At 31.2% G+C, this 22,148-nt stretch carries 28 protein-coding genes and 2 tRNA genes; 9 read left to right on the forward strand and 21 right to left on the reverse strand.

Annotated elements, in window-relative coordinates; genetic code table 11:
- The first annotated feature begins 53 nt into the window (after window positions 1-53).
- Window positions 54-1,310, forward strand: a complete 1,257-nt coding sequence (locus tag ACAM25_RS02910; protein WP_369611592.1) for a Glu/Leu/Phe/Val dehydrogenase — start codon at window positions 54-56, stop codon at window positions 1,308-1,310.
- Here the strand turns inward: ACAM25_RS02910 and ACAM25_RS02915 are convergent.
- From ACAM25_RS02915 to udg, 4 genes are all read right to left on the reverse strand, one after another.
- Window positions 1,294-1,569: a TIGR00304 family protein gene (locus ACAM25_RS02915; protein WP_369610845.1), complete on the reverse strand. Its 276-nt coding sequence runs from the start codon at window positions 1,567-1,569 to the stop codon at window positions 1,294-1,296. The two genes, ACAM25_RS02910 and ACAM25_RS02915, sit on opposite strands and share 17 nt — an antisense overlap.
- Window positions 1,570-1,575: 6 nt before the next feature.
- On the reverse strand, window positions 1,576-3,060 hold the full coding sequence (locus ACAM25_RS02920; RefSeq protein ID WP_369610846.1) for an ATP-dependent endonuclease: 1,485 nt from the start codon (window positions 3,058-3,060) through the stop codon (window positions 1,576-1,578).
- Between the two features lie 111 nt (window positions 3,061-3,171).
- The gene (locus ACAM25_RS02925) at window positions 3,172-3,951 is read right to left on the reverse strand and encodes an SDR family oxidoreductase (protein WP_369611593.1); all 780 of its coding nucleotides are present in this window, start codon (window positions 3,949-3,951) and stop codon (window positions 3,172-3,174) included.
- Window positions 3,905-4,564 (reverse strand): type-4 uracil-DNA glycosylase, encoded by a 660-nt coding sequence (gene udg / locus ACAM25_RS02930; protein ID WP_369610847.1) that lies wholly within the window; start codon window positions 4,562-4,564, stop codon window positions 3,905-3,907. Before udg ends, ACAM25_RS02925 begins: the two co-directional genes overlap by 47 nt.
- 153 nt (window positions 4,565-4,717) lie before the next feature.
- Between udg and ACAM25_RS02935 the strand changes: the two genes are divergently transcribed.
- On the forward strand, window positions 4,718-5,014 hold the full coding sequence (locus ACAM25_RS02935) for a hypothetical protein (protein ID WP_369610848.1): 297 nt from the start codon (window positions 4,718-4,720) through the stop codon (window positions 5,012-5,014).
- On the opposite strand, the gene ACAM25_RS02940 is transcribed toward ACAM25_RS02935, so the two are convergent.
- Both ACAM25_RS02940 and ACAM25_RS02945 read right to left on the reverse strand, forming a co-directional pair.
- Window positions 5,011-5,862, reverse strand: a complete 852-nt coding sequence (locus tag ACAM25_RS02940; RefSeq protein WP_369610849.1) for a sulfite exporter TauE/SafE family protein — start codon at window positions 5,860-5,862, stop codon at window positions 5,011-5,013. The two genes, ACAM25_RS02935 and ACAM25_RS02940, sit on opposite strands and share 4 nt — an antisense overlap.
- Window positions 5,863-5,919: 57 nt before the next feature.
- The gene (locus ACAM25_RS02945; protein WP_369611594.1) at window positions 5,920-6,318 is read right to left on the reverse strand and encodes a metal-dependent transcriptional regulator; all 399 of its coding nucleotides are present in this window, start codon (window positions 6,316-6,318) and stop codon (window positions 5,920-5,922) included.
- 41 nt (window positions 6,319-6,359) lie between these two features.
- Between ACAM25_RS02945 and ACAM25_RS02950 the strand changes: the two genes are divergently transcribed.
- Entirely contained in the window at window positions 6,360-7,217 is an 858-nt protein-coding gene (locus tag ACAM25_RS02950; protein WP_369610850.1) for a dihydrodipicolinate synthase family protein, read from the forward strand.
- Between the two features lie 46 nt (window positions 7,218-7,263).
- On the opposite strand, the gene ACAM25_RS02955 is transcribed toward ACAM25_RS02950, so the two are convergent.
- Window positions 7,264-7,632 (reverse strand): hypothetical protein, encoded by a 369-nt coding sequence (locus ACAM25_RS02955; protein ID WP_369610851.1) that lies wholly within the window; start codon window positions 7,630-7,632, stop codon window positions 7,264-7,266.
- Window positions 7,633-7,662: 30 nt separating this feature from the next.
- Window positions 7,663-8,097: a winged helix-turn-helix domain-containing protein gene (locus ACAM25_RS02960; protein ID WP_369610852.1), complete on the reverse strand. Its 435-nt coding sequence runs from the start codon at window positions 8,095-8,097 to the stop codon at window positions 7,663-7,665.
- Window positions 8,098-8,183: 86 nt separating this feature from the next.
- On the opposite strand from ACAM25_RS02960, the gene ACAM25_RS02965 reads away from it, so the two are divergent.
- Window positions 8,184-8,819: a hypothetical protein gene (locus ACAM25_RS02965; protein WP_369610853.1), complete on the forward strand. Its 636-nt coding sequence runs from the start codon at window positions 8,184-8,186 to the stop codon at window positions 8,817-8,819.
- Between the two features lie 198 nt (window positions 8,820-9,017).
- On the opposite strand, the gene ACAM25_RS02970 is transcribed toward ACAM25_RS02965, so the two are convergent.
- Window positions 9,018-9,117 (reverse strand) — tRNA-Asn (locus ACAM25_RS02970).
- A 204-nt stretch (window positions 9,118-9,321) separates the two neighbouring features.
- Between ACAM25_RS02970 and ACAM25_RS02975 the strand changes: the two genes are divergently transcribed.
- The gene (locus ACAM25_RS02975) at window positions 9,322-10,803 is read left to right on the forward strand and encodes a hypothetical protein (protein ID WP_369610854.1); all 1,482 of its coding nucleotides are present in this window, start codon (window positions 9,322-9,324) and stop codon (window positions 10,801-10,803) included.
- Window positions 10,804-11,567: 764 nt separating this feature from the next.
- On the opposite strand, the gene ACAM25_RS02980 is transcribed toward ACAM25_RS02975, so the two are convergent.
- Complete coding sequence (locus tag ACAM25_RS02980) at window positions 11,568-12,677, reverse strand: MFS transporter (protein WP_369610855.1); 1,110 nt, start codon at window positions 12,675-12,677, stop codon at window positions 11,568-11,570.
- Between the two features lie 86 nt (window positions 12,678-12,763).
- Here ACAM25_RS02980 and ACAM25_RS02985 point away from each other — a divergent pair, with 86 nt between their 5' ends.
- Window positions 12,764-13,993, forward strand: a complete 1,230-nt coding sequence (locus tag ACAM25_RS02985) for an anion transporter (RefSeq protein ID WP_369610856.1) — start codon at window positions 12,764-12,766, stop codon at window positions 13,991-13,993.
- On the opposite strand, the gene ACAM25_RS02990 is transcribed toward ACAM25_RS02985, so the two are convergent.
- On the reverse strand, window positions 13,968-15,104 hold the full coding sequence (locus ACAM25_RS02990; RefSeq protein ID WP_369610857.1) for an acyl-CoA dehydrogenase family protein: 1,137 nt from the start codon (window positions 15,102-15,104) through the stop codon (window positions 13,968-13,970). The two genes, ACAM25_RS02985 and ACAM25_RS02990, sit on opposite strands and share 26 nt — an antisense overlap.
- 185 nt (window positions 15,105-15,289) lie before the next feature.
- Between ACAM25_RS02990 and ACAM25_RS02995 the strand changes: the two genes are divergently transcribed.
- A complete protein-coding gene (locus tag ACAM25_RS02995; RefSeq protein WP_369610858.1) occupies window positions 15,290-16,003 on the forward strand; it encodes an A24 family peptidase C-terminal domain-containing protein in 714 nt (237 codons plus the stop codon).
- Here ACAM25_RS02995 and ACAM25_RS03000 read toward each other — a convergent pair.
- Complete coding sequence (locus ACAM25_RS03000; protein ID WP_369610859.1) at window positions 16,000-16,284, reverse strand: hypothetical protein; 285 nt, start codon at window positions 16,282-16,284, stop codon at window positions 16,000-16,002. The two genes, ACAM25_RS02995 and ACAM25_RS03000, sit on opposite strands and share 4 nt — an antisense overlap.
- A 311-nt stretch (window positions 16,285-16,595) precedes the next feature.
- Here ACAM25_RS03000 and ACAM25_RS03005 point away from each other — a divergent pair.
- Both ACAM25_RS03005 and ACAM25_RS03010 read left to right on the forward strand, forming a co-directional pair.
- Window positions 16,596-16,686, forward strand: a tRNA-Arg gene (locus ACAM25_RS03005).
- 21 nt (window positions 16,687-16,707) lie between these two features.
- Window positions 16,708-16,980: a hypothetical protein gene (locus tag ACAM25_RS03010; protein WP_369610860.1), complete on the forward strand. Its 273-nt coding sequence runs from the start codon at window positions 16,708-16,710 to the stop codon at window positions 16,978-16,980.
- Here ACAM25_RS03010 and ACAM25_RS03015 read toward each other — a convergent pair whose 3' ends face one another.
- Genes ACAM25_RS03015 through ACAM25_RS03055 form a run of 9 tightly spaced genes read right to left on the reverse strand, consistent with a single transcriptional unit; the run spans window position 16,981 to window position 22,145 of the window.
- Window positions 16,981-17,319 carry a transcription factor S gene (locus tag ACAM25_RS03015; RefSeq protein ID WP_369610861.1) on the reverse strand — a complete coding sequence of 113 codons (339 nt, stop codon included), beginning with the start codon at window positions 17,317-17,319 and terminating at the stop codon, window positions 16,981-16,983.
- 22 nt (window positions 17,320-17,341) lie between these two features.
- The gene (locus ACAM25_RS03020; protein ID WP_369610862.1) at window positions 17,342-17,590 is read right to left on the reverse strand and encodes a hypothetical protein; all 249 of its coding nucleotides are present in this window, start codon (window positions 17,588-17,590) and stop codon (window positions 17,342-17,344) included.
- On the reverse strand, window positions 17,577-17,858 hold the full coding sequence (locus ACAM25_RS03025; protein ID WP_369610863.1) for a DNA-directed RNA polymerase subunit L: 282 nt from the start codon (window positions 17,856-17,858) through the stop codon (window positions 17,577-17,579). The genes ACAM25_RS03020 and ACAM25_RS03025 overlap by 14 nt, the downstream gene beginning before the upstream one ends.
- Window positions 17,848-18,417 (reverse strand): exosome complex RNA-binding protein Csl4, encoded by a 570-nt coding sequence (locus ACAM25_RS03030; RefSeq protein WP_369610864.1) that lies wholly within the window; start codon window positions 18,415-18,417, stop codon window positions 17,848-17,850. Before ACAM25_RS03030 ends, ACAM25_RS03025 begins: the two co-directional genes overlap by 11 nt.
- Window positions 18,418-18,421: 4 nt before the next feature.
- Complete coding sequence (gene dph2, locus ACAM25_RS03035; RefSeq protein WP_369610865.1) at window positions 18,422-19,420, reverse strand: diphthamide biosynthesis enzyme Dph2; 999 nt, start codon at window positions 19,418-19,420, stop codon at window positions 18,422-18,424.
- The gene (locus ACAM25_RS03040; protein WP_369610866.1) at window positions 19,417-19,947 is read right to left on the reverse strand and encodes a 50S ribosomal protein L16; all 531 of its coding nucleotides are present in this window, start codon (window positions 19,945-19,947) and stop codon (window positions 19,417-19,419) included. The genes dph2 and ACAM25_RS03040 overlap by 4 nt, the downstream gene beginning before the upstream one ends.
- A gap of 44 nt (window positions 19,948-19,991) precedes the next feature.
- A complete protein-coding gene (locus ACAM25_RS03045) occupies window positions 19,992-20,243 on the reverse strand; it encodes a KEOPS complex subunit Pcc1 (protein ID WP_369610867.1) in 252 nt (83 codons plus the stop codon).
- Window positions 20,215-21,252: a single-stranded DNA exonuclease gene (locus tag ACAM25_RS03050; protein ID WP_369610868.1), complete on the reverse strand. Its 1,038-nt coding sequence runs from the start codon at window positions 21,250-21,252 to the stop codon at window positions 20,215-20,217. The genes ACAM25_RS03045 and ACAM25_RS03050 overlap by 29 nt, the downstream gene beginning before the upstream one ends.
- Entirely contained in the window at window positions 21,237-22,145 is a 909-nt protein-coding gene (locus ACAM25_RS03055) for a lysylphosphatidylglycerol synthase domain-containing protein (RefSeq protein WP_369610869.1), read from the reverse strand. The genes ACAM25_RS03050 and ACAM25_RS03055 overlap by 16 nt, the downstream gene beginning before the upstream one ends.
- Window positions 22,146-22,148: the final 3 nt, after the last annotated feature.

Raw genomic sequence — 22,148 nt, forward strand, 5'->3', positions numbered from 1 at the left:
AGTTAAAATTTTTAGATTAGGAATATAGAGAATGAGAATATATGAATTCGGCCATACAAGAAACTCTTTCTTCCAATCTTTATGATCAACAAGTTAAAAAGTTATATCATGTAGGTCAAATTCTTGGGTTATCACAAGATGTTATGCAAGATCTGGCAACACCAGAAAGAGTAATTCAAGTTAAGATTGAAATTAAAGGAAATGATGGCAAAGTAAAAACGTTTATTGGTTGGAGATCTCAACATAATAGTGCTTTAGGTCCTTATAAGGGTGGAGTGAGATATCATCCAGATGTTACACAAGACGAAGTAATCGCCTTATCAATGATGATGACCTGGAAGAATTCGCTATTACAATTACCTTATGGAGGGGGTAAGGGAGGAATAAGAGTAGATCCTTCTAAGTTAACAAAAGAAGAACTTGAAGCATTATCGAGGTGTTATATTGATGCCTTATACAAATATATTGGAAGTGACATAGATGTACCAGCGCCAGATGTAAATACTAATCCGCAAATTATGGCATGGTATCTCGATGAATATATAAAAATAACCGGAAAAGCCGATTTTGCTGTTTTCACTGGTAAACCAGTCGAATTAGGAGGATTACCAGCGAGAATTTACAGTACTGGACTAGGAGTAGCTACAATAACTAAAGCTGCTGCAAAGAAATTTATAGGTGGAATTGAAGGAGCTACTGTTATAATTCAAGGCTTTGGTAACGTTGGTAGTTATACAGCTCAATTTTTGCAAGAAATGGGAGCTAAAATAATTGGAGTTAGTGATTCAAAAGGAGGTGTAATAGATCCTAACGGCTTAGATATAAAGAAATTGCTAGAGGTAAAAGAGTCTACAGGATCTGTAATTAATTATCCTTCTGGCAAAAAAGTTACAAATGACGAACTTCTTATTTCGGAATGTGATATTCTGATACCAGCTGCCTTAGAAAACGTTATACATAAGTTTAATGCACCCAAGGTAAAGGCGAAGCTAATAGTCGAAGGAGCTAATGGTCCTCTTACTGCAGATGCTGATCTTATTATGAAAGATAGAGGGATACCAGTAGTTCCTGATATTTTAGCTAATGCTGGTGGTGTAGTAGGAAGTTACGTAGAATGGGCAAACAACAAAATGGGAGAGATAATGAGTGAAGAAGAAGCAAAGAGGTTAATCATTCAAAGAATGGAGAACGCTTTCGAAGGGGTATATCAGAAATATAATAAGCTAGAGGATCAAGATTTAAGAACAGCAGCTATGGCTATATCAGTTGAAAGAGTAGTTAATGCTATGAAAGCTAGAGGTATGTTATAAGAGTAAAGATAAGAAATAGAACGAAAATTATTACTCCTATAATTAACATTACTCTGGCTATTTTTTTACTACTACCAAATACAATAGGGATTGGGCCGATAAATATTACTCCTCCATATTCGGTTCTTTCTTCGTTTTGTTTATTTTCTTCTTTTTCGTTTTGTTTTTTCTTATTTAGTTCAAGTAATAATCCACCCATTATAAGAAGAAGGCCTAAAAATACAACTGTCAAACCTATAGCAAAAAGTAGCTCGTTCATAATAGGTTATATTGATTCTAAAGATTTAATTTTATTTGCAAGTATCTCCATTTCTTTTGGCATTTCAACTCCATCATTCATAGTGACCAATTCTCCTATACTGTTTCTAATTTTATCATAATCTAATCCTCTCTTCTTAAATACATTTACTAACCAACGATAAGTTTCTTCTTTTGTTAAGTCCCTTAACTCTTTTTCATCTGGATACACACCAAACTTTCTTATTACATCTATTAATCTACTCTTTGTATAGTAATTTTCTATTTCTCTTCCTAAAGGTACACAATAATCCTTTAAGCTAACATCAATTTTATCACAAAGGCCTAAGAATATAATATCTAAGCCTAACATTTCTCTCATTCTAAGCCATAATTGTAATTCTAGTTCATTATTTACTTTGTAAATTCCTATTCCTAGCTCTTCATTTGATATACCTATTCTTCTTAACCAATTTAAAATAACTGAAGGTTCGGCTAATTCACTAGTTAGAACAATTAACTTATTAAATAAGAGTTCTCCTAAGCTTACCCTTAATATTCCATTAATAGTCCTTAATTGCTCGTCTAGCTTTACTTTTATAGCAGAAGAGATTCCGTTTCTTTTCTTCATTATGATATAGTTGTCAACATTAGAAGATATTACATATGGTGAATGAGTCGTTATAAACACTTGAAAAACATTATTATTTGTCCATTCTTTAATAAGCTTCATTATTCTTGATTGTAATGTAGGGTACATATTTACTTCTGGTTCTTCAAGTAATAATATCTTTCTTCCACTCAGCCATAAAATGAATAGCATAAGAACAACTCTTTGAAATCCACTAGCGGCTAAGTCAATATATATAGGTAAATTTTGGATGTTTAATACTAATTTCCCAGAATCCCAAAACTCAATACCTTTAATTTCTGGTATAACTTCTCCTATCAAGTTAACAAAATCATACCATTTTCTTCTCATGTTTATTGGACTTCTGTTCATCTCGATCATTTTCTTTAACGTAGCATCGAAATAGGTCTGATCAAATATCGGAACATATTCTATTGACTGTGAAGCTAAAGAAAATAATGATTTAATTTCTTCAAACTGATCTCTAGTTGGGGGAGAATTATTTATGGTAAAAGATTCTAAACTCCATTCAATAAATTTGTTATTATATCTTAATTTGTTAATTATCTCAACTTTTAATCTTTGAGGTTTTCCCAAACTTTTTATTACTTCTTCTTCTGAAAATTCAATAGTACCTCCAATAGTTATGGGCTTTGTAATATCATAGTCTTTCCAAAGCAACATGTATTCTTGGTCTCTGTCTTCAATGCTTCTTTTCTCTATTCCAGAACTGAGATTCTTAACAAATAAGTATATTGCTGTTAACAAGTTTGTTTTTCCATAACCGTTGTAACCAACAATTACGTTTAGACCGCCAAGGTCCTCCAGCTTTACATTTGACAAACTTCGGAAGTTGTCCACGTAGAAGTTGATAATCTTCACTTTTCCTCACTCTACGCATATTTCTCCTTCCTATAATATAATCGTTAACCAGCTATTTTATGTCGTACTCTAAAAAGAGAAAAAAAGGAAGTATTATTAGTACTAAGAGTTTTAAAGGGTAGCTTTTATTAAACCACCATCTACTGGTATTAAAACTCCGTTGACGTAACTAGCTAAATCTGAAGCAAGAAATAGAATAACATTAGCAACTTCCTCTGGTTTAGCCATTCTCTTTAAAGGAACTTCTTTAACAATTTCTCTTATTACTTCTTCTTCTTTTCTGTTTTCTCTTCTTGCCCTATCTTTAACTAATTGATCTACTCTATCAGTTAACGTCCAACCTGGCATTATACCATTAACTAAAATACCTCTTTCACCTAATTCCTTAGAGGCAACTTTAATTAAACCAGCAAGAGATAATCTTACCACGTTAGAAAGATCCAAATTACTAATAGGCTCTTTAAGAGTCATTGAAGTAGATAATATTATTCTTCCATTTTCACGCATTAGTTTTCCTGCTTCTCTAACAGCAACCACAGCACTCATTAAAAGTAGATAAAATGCGTTAATCCAATCATCATTACTTAACTCAAATATATTACCAGGTTTAGGACTACCGGTTACATAGACTAAAACGTCTAAACCTCCTAGTATATTGTAACCATTTTTTATAAGATTCTCAACTTCATTTGGTCTTGTTAGATCCGTTACTATATAGTATACCTCTCCAATTTCTTTTAATTTTTCATATGCTTTCTTTAAATTATTCTCATCATGAGATGATATAATAACTTTGGCTCCTTCTTCCAAAAATCTTTTCGCAGTTGCAAAACCAATACCTTTACTAGCTGCTGTTACTATTACTTTCTTTCCCTTTATCCCTAGGTCTATTTTGACCACCTAGGAAATAGTCAATAGTATATCTTTTTGACGTTTTCGTAAGCTCCCTAATTTTCTTAAAATCTTCCTCTAATGTTTTCCTCAAGTTTGGGTTATATAATGCTGCAGCAGGATGATAAGTAGGGAAAACAATTATTTCTTTATCTTTATATTTCCACGAATAGCTTTTTCCTCTTACTTTTGTAATCGAAGAAAAACTCTCTCCCATTTTATTAAAAATATATTTTGTAGAATGTCTTCCTAATGTTACTATGATTTTTGGCATAATAATTTCAATCTGTTCGTCTAAGTATGGAGAACATGCAGTTATTTCATCTTCTTCTGGATCTCTATTATTTGGCGGTCTACATTTGAGTATATTAGTTATGAAAACTTGTTTTCTATCTAGTCCTAAAATCTCATTAATTAATTGAGTTAAAAGTTTCCCAGCAGCACCAACAAAAGGTCTACCTTCTTTATCCTCACTTTCGCCAGGGGCTTCTCCAATGAACATTATCTCTGCGTTAGGATTACCTTCGCCAGGGACAGCATGAGTTCTTGTTTGCCACAATTTACATTTTTTACAAGTTATAATCTCTTGAGCTATTTCATCTAATTTTTTCATCAGAAAATCGACCCCTCTTCATTTTTCAGTTTATGTCGGCGTCATCACATGTTCCCCACTCGGCTGGGGATCCTCATTGTATAAAATGAACTCAGATCCCGGAGGAGAGTGGGGTACCTAAGATTTTAATTTCAAATGTAATTATTAACTTTAATGTCCGTAAACAAAAAGTATTTTCAACTACAAGATTTAATCTTAGTAAAAACTTCTATAGAGAAAGTATTACTTCATTTGAATGAAAGAAAAGAGAAGAGCGTTTTTAAGTGGATAGATAGAGAACTAACTGGTTTATGGAATTTAAATGATGAAGAATTAAAAGCTGACATTTCAGAGCTCAAACAATACATCAAAAAAGAAGATTACACTAATGTAAAAAATAAATTAGAAAAAATAAAGACTAAAATAGAAGAAAAAATAGATAAACTATACAAAGAAATGTTAAATTATTAGTGTGCTAATGCTATGATTGCGTAATAGTTTTGATACATAATATATATTGCCACAGCAATAATAATTATTGCAAACACTTTTCTCAGCATTCCTCTAGGCATACTAGATGCTATTTTTGCTCCTACATAACCTCCCGCAATTCCTCCAACTAGATATAACACACTTATTATTGGATCTATTTCACCGGCTAAAGCATAAGTAAGCGCACCAGTAACACCAAAAGTTCCTACTGATATTAATGAAGTACCAACAGCCTTAATCATACAGATCCCAGTACTGAAGAGCAATCCAGGTACTATAAGAAATCCACCACCAATGCCGAAGAAACCAGAAGCAAAGCCTACAGCAAATCCTATTGGAATAATTCTTTGCAATTTAACCCTTTGTAACAAACCTTTAGGAGTTTCCCCACCATTTGTATAAGTCTTTGACACAGAAGGCCTATCTTTTCCTCTAAATACCATAACAGCAATAACAATCATTAATATTCCGAAAAGAAATAGTAATAAGCCACCATGCACAATTAAGCCTACTCTAGCCCCTACATAAGTCCCCACTATTCCGGGTAAAGTGAAAAATACACCTTCCAGTAACCTTACATTTCCCTTTCTCCAATGAATAAACGCATTAATATAAGCATTTAAACCCACAGCTAGCGCAGTAGTACCAATTACAACATGATCAACATAATTTTCATTCACTCCAGGCAAATAGGCTAATCCAACAAAGTAAAGTAAAAGTGGTATTGCTAATATTGAGCCTCCTCCACCTATTAAACCTAAACTAAATCCCACAAGAAAGCCAGAAACTATTGACAAAACGTATTGCAAAAATGTTAGCTCAAGCATGTGTTACATATTTTTATTTTTTGTTTAAAAAGTTTTGTTTAATCAAAAGTTGATTTGCTAATAAGGAATATTTTCTCCATGAGGACATTTTTCAGGCTTACCTAAATATTCATAAATTCTTTCTATAACCTCTTCGGGCACAGAATAGTCGAACTGCTTTGTGTAATTGCATGCCTCCTCTGGAGTTAGACCAAGCTTTACTAAAAATGTCTCAATGACTCTATGAGCCCTCAAGAGGGAGTCAATTGCTTTTTTACCCTCTTCAGTTATTACAATACCTTTATTAGATTTCTTTAAGAAACCTTTACTTTCTAAATGAGAAATTTCTTCATAAGCACTTGCTGGACTAACATTAAGATCTTTAGAAATCCATACCAATTTTGCTGGTTTTCCTTCATCATTATATTTTTTTATTGATAATAAGTATGAGAGCTCTCTTCTTGATAGTTTCACAATAAGAATATTTGCTTTAAAACTATTTAAAATTAGGTGGTTATATGAAAGGAATAATACCAGCAATAGTAACTCCTTTTAAAGAAAATGAAGAATTAGATTTAGATGCATTAGAAACTTATATACAATTTTTAAAAAGAAACGGAATAGAGTACTTTTTCGTACTAGGTACTACTGGAGAGTTTAATATGTTAACATTAGAGGAAAAGATTCAATTTCTCAAGAAATTATCAAATATAACGAAAAATGCAATAGTAAATGTAACAGAGAATTCTCTTTATAACGCGCTAAAATTAGCAAAAACAACATTAGACTTAGGATTTCAAGAACTAGCAAGTTTACCTCCATTATATCATAAACCATCAGAAAAAGGAATTATAAAATATTATGAAGAACTATCAAAATTTGGACTTCCATTGAACATGTATTATTATCCTCAAAATTCTTATTCTATATCTCAGAACGTGATAGAAACATTAGTTGAAGAGGGAATAATTCAAGGGATTAAATACACTACAAACGATCTAGTTAGCTTTAAAAATCTATTATCTTTAAAAGAGATAAATAAAGAGTTTAATCTATTAATAGGAAATGACGAACTAATCTTAGATTCCTTTTTAGTAGGAGGAGATGGTGTAATTTCCGCTGTAGCAAATATAGCTCCAGAAATTGTGATTAAAGAGTATGAATTACTAAAGAACGGAAATATAAGTGAAGCAATAAAGATTCAAAAAATAATTGACAGAATAAACAAGGCAATTCAAATTGGAGACTATCCAGCTACATTAAAAAATGGGTTAAAGTACAGAGGCATTTATGTTGGTAGAGTTAGGAGTCCGTTACAAGAAAGTGTTGATGGTAATTCATTAATATATGGAATACTAAAAGAAATTGGTTTATGATGAAGGTCGATGTACTGACTGATGACTGAATATATCCCCGGCTGATTTATTTCATATTTTTAAGAATTTTTTCTTTAACAGAAGAATCTAAAGAACTCACAACTTCGTTTAAGATTTTACTATCTCTTTCTGCTAAATTCTTAGGTAGATTAGAAACAGCTTTAGTTCTTAGTAAAATAACTGCCTTAATTACGTTATCATCATACATTGATACGAGCCTTAGCATACTATCACACCAATTTTTATATTCTTCATCTGTAGCCTTAGACGCTAAAACAGTAAGAACATCCGTTAATGTCTTAACTATTGTCTGTTCGTCTAATGTTAGTAAAAATTGTAGCGTTTGATTTAATATTTCATTTCTTTTTGTATATGGAAGCCTTGCTATATCTAATGGGTTAAATTGTTGGCTCATAATATTTAATTATTATTATAATTAATAAAATTACTCTTCACTTTTAGGCTCTTTTATAGTTCTTTCAAATTTTAAATATCTTTTTATTGCGTCAATTAAAAATATACCACTTGCAATAAAACTTATTAGAGAAGCAAAAATTTCCATTGCAAAAGGATGAGATAACATAAACAAAATGATAAGCAAGGTTGATGTTAAAAAGAAGGAAGCAAAGAAAATACTCTTAGGTAGAATACTATTGAAAATCATTATATAATCATCATCAAGCACTATCCTATTTATAGTATATTTTCCATCAAAGGTTTCTCTTACAAGACCATATTCAATTAACTTTTTTACATGATATCTCGCAGCACTAGTAGAGGCAAAACCTAAATCTTCTTGTATCTGTCTTAATGATGCTTCCTTCTTCTTTAATAAGTAATAATAAACTCTTCTTGTCGGTGGTGATAATTCTAACTCCATTAAGTATAATTAGAAAGATCTTAAAATAAAATTTTCCCTTGTTAATTGGAATAGTTATTTAAAGTATTTCACGATAAAACTATATTGTGAATAAATTATTATTAATAGCAGCTGCTACTGGAGTATTATTTGCTATAGCAATTGCATTTGCAATCATAATTTTTACTGCTAACTATGATACTTCTACATTTGTAATTAAATCAACTTTTAGCTCTGCCTTTAATGAATCTAGAGTGATAAATGCTCCAGTATATATATTAAGTAATGCTAATTATATTAAACTTGAAAATGTTTCATTAGCTCAGCTTAATTCAACTATAGAAAATTCGAGTGACAGTATAGATGAAGTTAGAGCTAATATTAGTTTAGGACCAGCATTTACTTATAATTATTATGCCTTACTATCTAATCAATCACAAAAAAATAACGTATTTTATGTTCAACCTAACCTTCTGATTGCAAAGCCTAACACTACTGTCAGCTTCACTCTGTATTTCAATATGACATATTACAAGCTATATAATGACTCTATATATTCAGATGAAATCAAAGGATACGTGTATAATTTTCATATTACTCCTTTAGGTATGGTTTCTAATGGTCTTTATGAATATCAAGTTACTATGCAAATAGGTAATGTTAAACCTGGTACATTAATCTTACTCCCAGTCTATGATATGAAACTACTTGAAATACAGTATATTATAATTTTAGTTAATTAAAATTAAAGAAAAATTTCAATTTCGAAATAACAATTTTAGTTTTAAAAACTAAATAGATAAAAACTAATTATTTGTGTTTATACTAAAAATAAAAAAAGAATATTAATTTTATATTTTCAATGATTTTAGTAGCGAATGTGTTTTCTAGCATAAAAGAGATAAATGAAGGTAAATTTAATGAGTTATAGGATAGAAAAGCGCCGCGGGGAGGACTCGGACCTCCGACCACCGGGTTTCTATACTTTTTGAATATTTTCTATTTAACAGCCCGGCGCTCTGCCAGCTGAGCTACCGCGGCAATATAACATATTTCACTCAACCTTTTATGATTTTCTGTCCAGTATGCATAAGGAATGTAGCTTATTCTTGGGAATTTTAACTTAAGTTAAATCTATTGAGGAAAACTGATATTAAAGAATGTATACGTTATATATATGCATAATTATTTCTTATAAACAAGAATTTGAATAAGATTTACAAATTCAAAGTAAGATGTTTATATATGTCTGTTAAAACTCCACCAGCTCCACCAGAAACAGATTTATCAAGTTTAGCAGAGGCATTAGGGGCAATATTAAGTATATCATTGTCTTTAGGTTATGCTCAAGAGCAGTGTGTTATAAGTAGTTTAAAGAGATATCGTTCTTTAGCTGTTTCTGGTTCTTATCAGAAGTATGAAATTTATCCAGCAATAGCTGCTAGTCAGAGGGTTGTTAGTGAAGCCTCAAATGATCCTACAAAGATTTTTAGGCAAGGCATAGTTATTAGAACAACTGATACTGGAAAATGGTATTATATAGGTGGTATCTCACCTTATTGGGGTAGAGATACTTTAATAATTTATCAAGGAGGTAGTAAAGTAACATCAAGTGGTAAGATTGCAAAATCAGTATATGAAAAATTCTTAGAAAAAACTGGGGGATTAGGAGTAATCCCTTTAGTTAAATATAGGGTTCCCGAACCGAGGTATAATCCACCATTATTTAAGAATTGTCAAGGAAGTTTTGGCTTATTCTGGGATTTTCTAGCTGAAGCCTTCGAAGCTGGAATATTAGCAATGTCTACCTTAGCCCCTTTGATAAATATACAAGCTAGCCTCAAATCTTTCATCCAATGGACTTATGAAAGTGATTCCCATTATTACTTAACTAGAGAAGCAGAAGATATTATGAGGACTGCTTCAGATTCTTATCCATACTTGCAAATATTGTTAGGAACAAACCCACAAGTAGCTAAAACTCATGGCTTACTTGTATATCCATCTTTTACAACTAATTATCCTATTAAGCCTATGGTTAGTGAGTGTGACGATCTGATGAGTGACGCTGTATGTGGAAATCTTGAGTCAGGCAGACTTTATCTTTTTCAGTTAAATGATATGGATATAGGTGCTCCAGTGTTTGCTCAAATTCCGTGTGGTATAAATAGTTGTTCTCAATTTGGTTTGGCTGGTTTTGTTTTAGGTATAAATAGTTATAGATTAGTGAAAATAGACAATATTGATGTTACTATTTATTATGTAAGGATTGTTCAACCGCCTAGTGATTTTACTGAAACGGCAATAAAAAATTATGCAGACACTTTGGGGATTCTTGATGTTCTAAACGTACTAGAGAATGCCTCTAGTAAGGCTGAGAAGGGTGAAAGTGCTTTATCTGCTATATATCCTTTGCCTATTGCTGCTTTAGCAGTTACAGCAGTTGATTGGATAGAAAATTCATATGATGAAGCATATAAAGAGGCTGAAAAGGTTGCTGAGAGGCTTTATCAAATTTACAATAACGTTTTATCTTATGCAAATTCATGTATTGAGGCTCAACCTAACTTGCCTAGGAATGCTAAAGTGATGTATGAGCAACAGGTGCAACAGTATTTAAATAGTATTTTCTATGATATAAGCCCAGATTGGAATGATAATGAGATACAAAACTACCTAGAAAATAAAGTAAATGAATATCTATCAAATCAAGGAATATATTGTTAGTGTAAAATAGATTTAATCTTCTTAATATATAAAAAGATATTATCTATTCTTTTTTTGTAATTATTAATAGAAATTAAATCGTGTTTTGATATAAGGTTGAATGCTTAGCTGTCAAAAACTGTTTCAGTTAAAGTGTGAAATCAGCATTTCTTAGATCTTTATCCTGATGTTGATGATAAATTCTCGAATAATGATGCAGAGAGAAAAAGAAACGTAAGATGCGTGGGTTTCATTTGGGGTTTCCCCGCTAAAGGGTGGAGAAGAATGATTTAAGAACAACGACTTCGATGAAATCAAAAGGTCTAGAGTCGTATACGTTTCTAATCATTTTTTATTAGTGTATGAAATTTAATGAGAGTCAAACTCTCTGTCATAATAGTCTTAGGATAATATTCTAAAGATGCCGTAAGATATCTTATATGTTTCTAACCATAAAAAGTCAGAATCACGTATTCTCTTTATATCAAATTATAAAGGACTATAATGCCGTTTTATTTTAAAATATGCTTCACGTCCTTGGTAGGACTAGTTCTAGGTTTATAAGCTCCTCCTCTTAATATAGATGCACTAGCTCTTTTTACAGTCTTTGTATTACTATACAAATGAGTTATCTATAGTCTTTCATGAAGATTAAATGAAAGTTTATATATAATGAATACTAATTCTATAGGTAAAGTTATAGGAATAATTTATACAAAATGAGGACATAATGTTATACTCTAATAAAAACTAGATGAATTCATGGTCTTTTGTATCAAGAATTTTCATTCTTGTATTATTTTAATTCTCTTATTCAAGTAGTCTAGCCAAATAAAGAAAGAGAGGGAAAATCCAAAGAATCCCATAATATAAGCTTGAGTTATGTTATCTGGAGTTATTAATGCTGACAATGCGCTTCCTCCTGCACTGGCAATGCTTTCTCCGGCGTTAAATATTCCTAATATCGCACCTCTATTTTTCTTTAAGTTTTTAAACATTATTGAAAAGAATGAGGTACTATATATTGGGTAGAGGGAACCAAAGGATACGAATGGTATTACTATTCCTTCTTCTATGTTTATTCTGAAAAAGAGTAAGACAGCCATTGTTAACATTATTATTCCTCTTAAACTAGGAATTAAAAGGCTATAGTAGATTTCATTTCCCTTGACTAATTTAATTGATTTGTTATATACATATTCGTTTATGACATAGAGTAAAGAATAACTAGTAAAGTAAACATAATTAGGAACTTTAAATAACGTTATTGTTGGAATGTAGACTACATAAAATATTTCTGCTGACAAGTTAAATAATGAAAAAGATATTATTGCTTCCATTAATTCTCTCATTGTTTTTATCTTTTCAGTTTTGTCTTCTCTAATTTCACCCTTATATCTAGGTACTAAAGTAGCGTTAAGGAAAGCTGAAATTCCAAATAACGCTAAAGTTATGCGAAAGTCAGGTAATATTGCACCTAATATACTACCTATTATGTTACCGGCTAATGATAATTGAGATAATCTGACATTTCCAGTAACTGTTTTTTCTGCTTCAAGTTGTTCTAGTAAAAGTACAGAGTATAGTGGTCCATCTAGGGCTGAAAAGAATCCTAATATAGTGTAGCCTATAATTCCTAAAGATGTTCTGAAGATAAGGAATGATATTACAATTCCACTTACTGGTAATAATAGAAAATATGAATATCTTTCTTTTCCTTTATCTAGAACAGAACCCCAAAAATAAGAGCCTATTCCATTAGCTAAGTTATTTGCTGTTATGCTTATTCCTAAAAGTGCCATTGAGTGTGTTTCTTGATAGAGTGATATAGGGTATAATAAAGAAAGTAAAGTTAAACCAGCAACAATAAAGGTTTGTCCTAGGAAGAACTTCACAAGTTTGGGCTTATATCGGTTTGTTTAAAAGGAATTGACCTCATCATTAAATAATCTTTTAGCCTTTAATCTGTTTGTAAAAATGTGTGTATATATTAGCCTTAATTATTGCAATAGTTGTTTATGGTATGATTGCTTTTAGAGGTTTAACAAAAGTTCCACCATGGACTTCTATGTTTTTTGGTGGTGTGTTAATGATTGTAACTGGTGTGCTAACTGTTGATGAGGCTCTTCAATCTATTAATCTTGACGTAATTCTTTTTCTTATCACACTATTTATATTTGCATCTTCTCTAGAAGTTTCTGGATTCTTAAAATATCTTGCATATATGATCGTAAATAAGTATAAAGAGTCTAGGAAAGTTATGTTTTATATTCTTTTTTATTCTGGTCTTTTATCAAATTTAGTAACTAATGATGGTGTTTCAGCTAGTTGGACCCCAGTGATTTTAGAGGTCTCTAAATACATGGGAGTTGATGAAATGCCTTATCTTTACTCATTAGCTTTTGGTGTTACGATAGGGAGTGTAATGATGCCTACTGGAAATCCACAGAACTTACTTATTGCTTTAGAAGGAAATTTAAGGGAACCTTTTGTTATCTTTTTAGAATATTTGGCAATACCAACAATTTTGAATTTATTTGCGTCTTATTATGTTATGTTAATACTCTTTAGGAATAGAATAAAAGATATAAAAATCGATGATGTTAAAGTAGATATAAAACTGAATAAAAGACTAGCATATTCTTCCTTAACTCTTCTTATAGTTACTGTAATATTGTTCTTTATCCTAAGTTTTGCTAGAATTGATATCCTTCTAGGTTCTCTTACTACATCCTCAATTCTCTTACTTGTAAGTAAAGAAAGGAGAGAAATAATGAGTAAAGTGGACTGGTCAACTATCATTTTCTTTGTTGGATTATTCATATTTACTGAAGGTCTTTATAAGGGTGGTGTTATTCAATTAATTTACCGAGTCTTACCTCCACCTACTAATGTTTTGTTAATCATGATCTCAAGTATTATACTGAGCCAAGTTTTAAGTAATGTGCCACTAGTAGCAATTTATATTCCAGAAATGTATCAAATAGGGGCTACTTCTATAGTAGATTGGATTGCATTGGCTGCTGGAAGCACAATAGCTGGTAATTTTACATTAATTGGGGCTGCAAGTAATATAATAATTTCAGAAGCTTCAGAAAGCAGAGGGGGAAAAAGTTTTAATTTCTTTGAATTTATGAAATATTCTTTACCGATTTTAGCTGTAAACTTTGTTATTTTGTACGTTTTTATTTCTTTGGTTGGAAGAGTCTAGAGACTGCAACTAACTGCATCTCATTTGTTCCTTCAGCAATTTCCATTATTTTTGCATCCCTATATAATCTCTCAACTTTTGATCCTCTATTAAGTCCATGTCCTCCGAAAATATGCAAGGCTAGCCTTGTTACTTCAGTTGCTGTTACTGCTGCAAAATACTTAGCCATTGAGGCTTCTGTTGTCGCTTCATAGCCATTATCGAATAGTTGTGCTGCCCTCCAAGTTAGTAGTCTTGCAGCTTCAACTTTTATATAAGCATCTGCTAAATTAAATGATATCCATTCTTGCTCAATTAAAGCTTTACCAAATTGTTTTCTGCTTTGTGCCCTAGCTATAGCTTCTTCTACAGCTCCTCTTGCAATTCCTACAGCTATTCCAGCATAACCATTTCTACTAACCATTAATGCTTTTAATGCACCTCTATAAGCATCTCCTTCTTTTCCTATAATACTGTCTTTTGGAATTCTAACATTGTTAAACTTTACATAAGATACTCCAGCACCTCTAATACCCATTAAGTCAAGTTTATGTATTTCAATTCCAGGTAATTTAGAGTCTATTAAAAGTAAAGAAATTCCTTGTCTATCTCCAGGATTTCCACTAGTTCTTGCCAATACTACCATTTTAGTAGAGAATGATGCTGCACTTGTGAATATTTTTTCTCCATTAAGTACTAATTCATTACCATCTGGTTTAGCAGTAGTTTGTAATGCTCCTAGATCAGAACCAGCTTGGGGTTCAGTTAATGCTACTGCATAAATTTCTTTTGCTTTAATTCCCTTTTCAATCCACTCTTGGGCGGAATCTCCTCCAACAGATATTAGCAGTTGTAAAGCATTTTGCTGAGTATGTAAAGAGTGAGAGGCTCCTCCGCTTTCTGCTCCTAATTCTTCTGTAGCAATTGCAAAAGCCATTTCACCTAATCCTAATCCTCCATATTTTGTTGGTTGTTTCATTCCTAATAGTCCCATTTCTCCTAAGTCTTTTACTATCTTGTCTCCTCCATCATTTGTTTCATCCATTTGTTTTGCATATTCTCTTACAGTCTTCTGAGCATATTCTCTAATTTTAGCCCTATATTCTTCCAACTCCTTACTGAGTGACAACATCATGTATAAATTGTATAAACAATATTAAATTTTACGAAAAAAGGGAGAAGGATTTGCAAGACAATCAAGTTAAGTAAGAAATATAAGGCAAAACAAATATTTTAATCATAAGGGGTATCTAGCCCTCAGACAGCCCCGCAGAGGGTGGAGTGATGAGGGCTTCCTGCCGTTGGGTGTAAGTTTCCTTGATGATAATCTATCTTATTCAAATAATTCTAACTTCAATAATGCTATTACATACCTCTTATTTGGATCTTAAAACTAGAGAAATTGACTTAAAAATATGGCTAATATATTCACCTCTAGTTATTCTATTTATTTTTGAGTATAAGCATCTTTCTCTTTTTCTATATTTATATTCAGTCATAACAACAAACATGTTAATTCTCGTTTTTTATTGGTTATCTTTAATGGGTGGGGCTGATTTATTCCTTTCACTTATACTTTCCTTTAGTAATGCATCAGTTAAACCCTTTCTTTTTCCAGCTCTTTCCATGTTAGGTTTAGAACCTTTAACAATTCTACTTTACTCATCTGCTATGATTTTCTTTGCTGGAGTTCTTAACCTATTAAAGAACTATAAATATACTTCTGGCTATCCATTTACAACTAGATTAACTCTTTCATTGTCTGGTAAAAGAATAACTGTAAGAGAATTCTTAAATTCTAAATTCCTTTTTCCGTTAACCCAAATAGATGAACAAAGTGGTACCATTACGCTTAGGACTACATTTTCTGTTGAGGAAGATGATGCTGAATGGAGGAAGAAGTTTAAGGAATATGTTGAAAAAGGATTGATTAAAGAAGATGACTATATATGGGTAATGTGGGGTGTACCAGTTATTCCTTTCATTGCAATTGGATATTTTCTAAGTTTAATAGTAGGATTACCAATTTAAATTCTAAGTATATAATAAAGTATTATTAACCCGATTAAACTTAATGACGCTATAACAGCTGAAGGATAAGCATACATTGGATTATCGTAAGAGGACCACATCATAAATGCTGAGAATAAAACTAGTTCTTCTGCTACTAATATAATTCCTAAGAGAGATAACGCAACAGTTAATTTTGTTTTATTGATTTTTCTGACTTGAAATAATTCGAATGCAATAAGACCGGCTACTATTATAGAAACTATAACGATCGCTAAGTTAATGGTCCAGATATGCATCATATATTATCATATCTTTTTTCGTATCTTTTAAATTTTTACCAAGATCTATAGATAAAGTGAAACATTTTAAGGTTTGAATAAAAAATCTAATCTCTCTGATTTGTTTATAAGATCTTCCTATATGTTAGTATAATTGATTACTTATGCTAATTAACAGAGGTTTAAAAATGACAACTTCTTACTTAATTGAGTATAAATTCAAATATAGAACAAAAAGTGATAGATATCTTAGGATAAGTGGAAATCCTTTGGGTTCTAATATTCTGAGAAGCGATAAACCTTTAAGTAAGTATATTTTATAAGAAATTTGTGGACCCGTAGCTCAGCCAGGATAGAGCGCCGGCCTTCTAAGTGAAGGCCGAGGTAAGCCGGTGGTCCCGGGTTCAAATCCCGGCGGGTCCGCTATCTTTTTGGGTGTTTAAAATGCCTTGGATTCCAGTTAAATCAGCTGATAAGCTAGTATATGGCCAAGTTACTAAATTAGAGAAAGGTAAAAAATTGAGAGTTGAGAGTTTTAAAGGGGATAGATGGTTAGAAATTACTAAAATTGATGAAAATACTTTTGAAATAAACGAACATGGGTTTAATAACAATGTATATAAAACTAATTTGAAGGAATTAAAGAAGTTGTTAAAGGAATTAATCGAAGAGGAATTTCCGAGAAGTCATCAGTTAAGGGTATCTATTACTTCATGATTATTCGTATTCTCTCCAAACTTTTCCACATTTTGTACACTTATAAAATCTAGTTGGTGGTTCATCTGCTCTTCTAGTTTGAAGAATCCAGAAGTAAGCTTCATCATTTCCACAAGCTGGGCATGTTACTCCTTTAGTTATTTGTGCTCCAACTGGTGGTTCATCGCCATCTACTACTAATGTTTTCTCTTTAACAGAATGCTTCACTACTGTCTTTACTTTCATTGAACCAGATGATGTTGCTATCTCTTCATAACCACACTTTGGACATTTATAAAGTGTTTTTCCATTTTCTTTTCTTGGAACCATAATGGAACCACATTTTGGACAGAATTTCATTTAAAACCACCAATAGCTATATCTACTTAACTAATAGTTTATTTAGTTTTCGTTCAATTTTTTCTAATATAAGTTTGCAATACTCTTCTTTCTCTTTATCATGACTGATGTTCTTTACTTCACCACTAACGCTAGATTTTAAGAATTTTTCTTCTAATAATTTAATATCGGATTCAAAGAATATTTTCTCTAAAAAATCTCCTCTAAAAATGCAAATTGCGTAAATGTTGTTTCCTTTAGCTACTACTGCTATTCTTTCACCTTTTTTCAATATTTTTCACTTCTTCAATGAACTTATTTGTGTCAGCCTCTGCTAATTCTATAGCTTTTATTAAAGCCTCTTTAGGAGAAATACTTCCATCTGTCATAATTTTTACTATTATACTGTCAATAAGTGGGTGAGGTTTAGCATAAGATGCAAACTTTACTCCTTGAACTCTCATAAGATATCCCTTTATTAAATTGCCCAAAGTGTGCTCTTCACCATCAATTTGTAATTCAATATAATTTTCGCCAGCTTTTAGAACTTTAATTTCCACCTTTCTTCACCTGAAGTAAGGCTATTTTTCTGCTTTCAATATTACCACAGTTAGGACACCTTAAATGTTCTTCGTCTTTTTTAACCATTTTTGTACCACAAATTGAACATTTAGCATAAATGACTCCTAAGTCCTTTTGCTTTATTGTTAAAGGAAGTGGTAATGAGAAATTCAGTGATTTTGCTCTTATTATATCCCCAACTTTTAAAGCCTCATTAATGTTATTTAGATATTTATTAGCAATTTGAGAAATATGTATATAGCCAGTTAAGGGAACATTAAGAGGTTTTTCTTCGATAGAATATACTGAAACCAAAGCTGAATCTTCCTTTATATTTGTCACTAAACCAATTACATATTTTGCTTTTTTTAAAGGCAAAAAGCCCGGTTTCTTGAAACTAATTGAATTACTTCTTCTATTTATCATATCATAAAATGCTTTTCCAACTACACTAGAGTAAACTTTTCCTTCATATTCGTAGGTACCTTCACCTGGTGTAAATTCTTCTATTATGCTTAATTCATCCCCTGGTAGTAGTAGATCTCCTTGCTTTTTCATAAGATCACCACGGGAATATATATTTATCAAAATTGTTAAATATAATCATTTTTGCTTCTCCAGGAGTTAAAACTGGTTTCTCAAAATCATAAAGATCATCTATTGGAAGTCTAGGACAAGATGTAACTACAAATACTTCCAAGGAAGGACTCAAATTCCTTAAAACGTCTTTTGTTAAAACTCTATTGAGAAACACAAAGACATTATACCCTTTTTCCTTTAGTTTTTTCTCGAAATATTTTACCATTAATGGTCTGTTTTGTCCAACCATTGTACCTTGAATAATACCCCAATTTCTTTTATCCATTGCTTCCATTATTTTTGCATAACGTATTTTAAGAATCTTATAAACTTCATTAGTTAGATCTTCAACCTTTCCAGTATAAGGATCAATTTTTACTGTAGGTTTGCCAGTAGCTAATCCTACCCCCAAAGCGTGAAAAATACCTCCAGAGACATTTACATATAAATCTGCCTCAACACTTGTAGCTGCTTTATAATCGCAGCCTAAGACTTGTCCATCAACCATAAAGCTAGAAGATGGTTTACCAATCATTACTTTGTAATACCTTGATAAATGATCAGAAATTTTCTTCAATAATTTTGCATGTTGGATTGTTGCAGTTAGACTAATTGTTCTTGCTTCGTATTTTTTGCTAAGTTCTATTACCTCATTAATTTGTTCGTCAGTAATATCTAAGTTGCTCTCTACCGGAACAAAGATTGTTGGGAATTTAGGGTAATACCAGGTATAAGGAGTGTGACCAAAATGAACTATTAAGTCAGCATTAATGTTTTTAGCTTCGTCCTCTGCTATATCACAAGCTCCCCAGTTTGGATCAGATGATATATAAAATTCTACATCTGGTAATAATTCTTTTAATTTTTCTACGATAGAAGTAGAAAAAATCTTTAAACCTTCAGGAAATTGAAGAAGAACTCGTTTAACATTTCTTTTCTTTATTTCCTCTGCAACAAACTCCTCCTGAAAATTATAACTCACTGTACAACTGCCTCTTTAGCTAAAGGTACAATCTCTATTCTAGTCTTTAAAGGTATTTTTGAGGCAGCTGCTTCAAATGCTTTCTTAGCAATCTCAAGGTGTTCTTTCTTCACTCTTGCTATCATTATAATATCTCCTAATTTTTCAATTCTTGCTGCTGTCCCTATTGGCTTTCCAAAAGATAATCTCATGCCATCTTGTAATCTGTCTGCTCCAGCGAAAGCCATCATCTTATTTTCTCTAATAACATGATGAGGATATTTTAATACTATAAGTGCAAAGTTTTGGTCCGAGCCAGTTTTATTTGTTAATTGTTTTAATGCTAATACACGCGAGGCTTCTAATGCGTTATGTCTTATTTGACCTTTTTCTAATGCAATAAGCTTTATTTCATAATCATAATTGCCATTTACATTTCCCATTGTGAATTTTGTTATTTTAGGCATTGGTACTCCTGGAATGTATTCTTTCCTTGTATATGCTGGTCCAGAAAAGTGCCTATAACATCTGCCTGGTCTAAGTGGCATGATATACACTTATTTATGCTACTTTAAATGTTTTACTAGTTAAATTAGTGGGATAGTTGGGATATAGTTTTTTCAATAGCAGATATATGTTGTAATATTTCGTCAATTGTGTTTCTAAGTGTTAAGATATTTCTAGGTTCATTAATTTCCATAGTGATATTCACTATTATTTTATCCTTTTCATAATTAGTCTCTATTATCATTCCTTGAGGTAAATTAATGTTGTCCACTTTTATACTTTCAGCTATTTCCTTTGCATACTTTGTGTCATAAGTTACCCTTATTGAGATCTTCAACTTTATTAAGACCCTCCTTTATTTTTAACACTTGGGTTCTACTTGTAAAAAATCCTTCTGGTAATTTTATAATTATTGGCTTATTTCTTTTTATTTTATTCATTTGTAAAAGAATTAGTTGAATAAGTAATGGCGATTTTAAATTTGTTTCCACGATATAATAATTGTTTGTCTCTTCCACATTTTTAATAAAAAATCCTTTGCTTAGCTCGTCTCTGAATTTATAAATAATAGTTTCAGCATAATTTGGTGAAATTGTAAATTGAAACAAATCTCCACTTCCTTTAAGATCTAGGAAATAAATTAAGGATAATGCTAACTCTAATGAGTCATATTCGAGATAATAAGCCCTATCTGTTATTAAATTTTCTCTAGAAAATCTAGGATTTATCTTAAGTGTATTAGATATAATTTTATATACCAAGGAATTTAATTTAGCTTCGTCTATATCTTCAAGTCTATCAGTTTCTGATATGTTAATTTCTTTAAGCATTTTTATTGAGTTCTCTCTGTTTCCAGTTACTTCTGGTATATAAGGGTCAAAAGATAACATTAGTGAGAAAAATAACGGGAGAGACTTATAGTTTGGTATTTTTAAGTTTTTCTCTGTTATAACTCCAAGTTTTACTAGATCATTATTTATAATATCTAACTCAAGTTCAGTATAGTTCCTTCTTTCTAGTATCATGCTAGTCGTAATTCCAGCTAATATTGGTAACACATCGTCTGTAGATACTGGAAAGATTGAAGTGAAAGCGTTTCTTCCAATGTAGAACTGTTGGTTATTTATTTTTATAATTTTTCCTGCATCATTTGTAATTAACTCAATTTTGCATTCATTTGATGTAAAAGAAATTGAATTTTGTTTTCCATATTTTAGAACAAGAAAAGCAAAGATCAAATCATCTGGTGTGTAAGATATTCTAATACATGTTTCACTTTCGCTTAATATCCTTGAGGCTAATTGTCTTAGTTCATCTTTGTTAGGTTCTTTTAAGAAGTTTTCCATATTTCTTTCACTTCTTTCTTTATTACTTCTAGTTTAATTTCTTTTGTATAAATAAAACCTAAGGAATAAGAAACTAACTCAAGTATTCTCACTTGAATCACATAAATTGGAGGTAAAATAGCTGATAATGCTAATTCTGCAATACCAGCTGCTGAAGGTATAGGAACTAAAGTTGCGACTAAGTAGGTTTGGTTAATTAAGTAATCGAAAAGAAGATTTTTATAAAGAAAATAAAAAGGTAATGACTGAAGGAAATAACCTAAAGCAGTTAGAAAAATAGAGTACAATGTTATCTTTTTATCTTTAAGTTTTGCTCTTAATATATCTTTTAAATTCATATAACTTTCAACTAGTGGTTTAAAATATTTTATGTTAAAAATTTTCTGCTCTATTCTATTTAATTTACCAGAAGTAAAATACGCATATCCTAAACCACTACTCCATCCTAAAATGTTACCTAAGGCAATAAGAATAAGTATTGTTTCTAAAGGAGACAATTTTATCCAAAAGAGCAATAAAAATAACGCTGTACCTACATTAACATCGAAAAATGATTCGTAAAGTGCTAAAGTAAAGGCTTTGTCTAACTTTACGTTTTTATGAACATAAGTTACTGCTCTACTTAAATCTGGACCTGCTGCTCCAGGAATTGCTAGGCTTACCGCATTTCCTAAAAATCTAGCTTTGAAAGACGTGTAGAAATCTAGGTTAGTTATAAGGGAGTCTCTATAAGATACAATCAAAATTTGACCTATATATGCAAGAAAGAAAGACAAAAGAAAATCTAGTTTTATACTGAGAATAGCATGAATTATATTTACGTGAAATATTTCAGAATAAGCAATAATTACAATAATGGGAATAGTGAAAGATACTAGTGTCTTCTTATCCACAAT

Origin of the sequence: Sulfurisphaera javensis (assembly GCF_041154675.1) — an archaeon.
GTDB lineage: Archaea > Thermoproteota > Thermoprotei_A > Sulfolobales > Sulfolobaceae > Sulfurisphaera > Sulfurisphaera javensis.

What these genes read in the sequence shown, in the direction of transcription:
- ACAM25_RS02915 (WP_369610845.1), bottom strand. Translation starts at nt 1,569, where the DNA reads ATGAACGAGCTACTTTTTGCTATAGGTTTGACAGTTGTATTTTTAGGC.
- udg (WP_369610847.1), bottom strand. Translation starts at nt 4,564, where the DNA reads ATGAAAAAATTAGATGAAATAGCTCAAGAGATTATAACTTGTAAAAAA.
- ACAM25_RS02935 (WP_369610848.1), top strand. Translation starts at nt 4,718, where the DNA reads ATGTCCGTAAACAAAAAGTATTTTCAACTACAAGATTTAATCTTAGTA.
- ACAM25_RS02940 (WP_369610849.1), bottom strand. Translation starts at nt 5,862, where the DNA reads ATGCTTGAGCTAACATTTTTGCAATACGTTTTGTCAATAGTTTCTGGC.
- ACAM25_RS02950 (WP_369610850.1), top strand. Translation starts at nt 6,360, where the DNA reads ATGAAAGGAATAATACCAGCAATAGTAACTCCTTTTAAAGAAAATGAA.
- ACAM25_RS02955 (WP_369610851.1), bottom strand. Translation starts at nt 7,632, where the DNA reads ATGAGCCAACAATTTAACCCATTAGATATAGCAAGGCTTCCATATACA.
- ACAM25_RS02960 (WP_369610852.1), bottom strand. Translation starts at nt 8,097, where the DNA reads ATGGAGTTAGAATTATCACCACCGACAAGAAGAGTTTATTATTACTTA.
- ACAM25_RS02975 (WP_369610854.1), top strand. Translation starts at nt 9,322, where the DNA reads ATGTCTGTTAAAACTCCACCAGCTCCACCAGAAACAGATTTATCAAGT.
- ACAM25_RS02990 (WP_369610857.1), bottom strand. Translation starts at nt 15,104, where the DNA reads ATGTTGTCACTCAGTAAGGAGTTGGAAGAATATAGGGCTAAAATTAGA.
- ACAM25_RS03000 (WP_369610859.1), bottom strand. Translation starts at nt 16,284, where the DNA reads ATGATGCATATCTGGACCATTAACTTAGCGATCGTTATAGTTTCTATA.
- ACAM25_RS03010 (WP_369610860.1), top strand. Translation starts at nt 16,708, where the DNA reads ATGCCTTGGATTCCAGTTAAATCAGCTGATAAGCTAGTATATGGCCAA.
- ACAM25_RS03015 (WP_369610861.1), bottom strand. Translation starts at nt 17,319, where the DNA reads ATGAAATTCTGTCCAAAATGTGGTTCCATTATGGTTCCAAGAAAAGAA.
- ACAM25_RS03030 (WP_369610864.1), bottom strand. Translation starts at nt 18,417, where the DNA reads ATGAAAAAGCAAGGAGATCTACTACTACCAGGGGATGAATTAAGCATA.
- ACAM25_RS03040 (WP_369610866.1), bottom strand. Translation starts at nt 19,947, where the DNA reads ATGCCACTTAGACCAGGCAGATGTTATAGGCACTTTTCTGGACCAGCA.
- ACAM25_RS03050 (WP_369610868.1), bottom strand. Translation starts at nt 21,252, where the DNA reads ATGGAAAACTTCTTAAAAGAACCTAACAAAGATGAACTAAGACAATTA.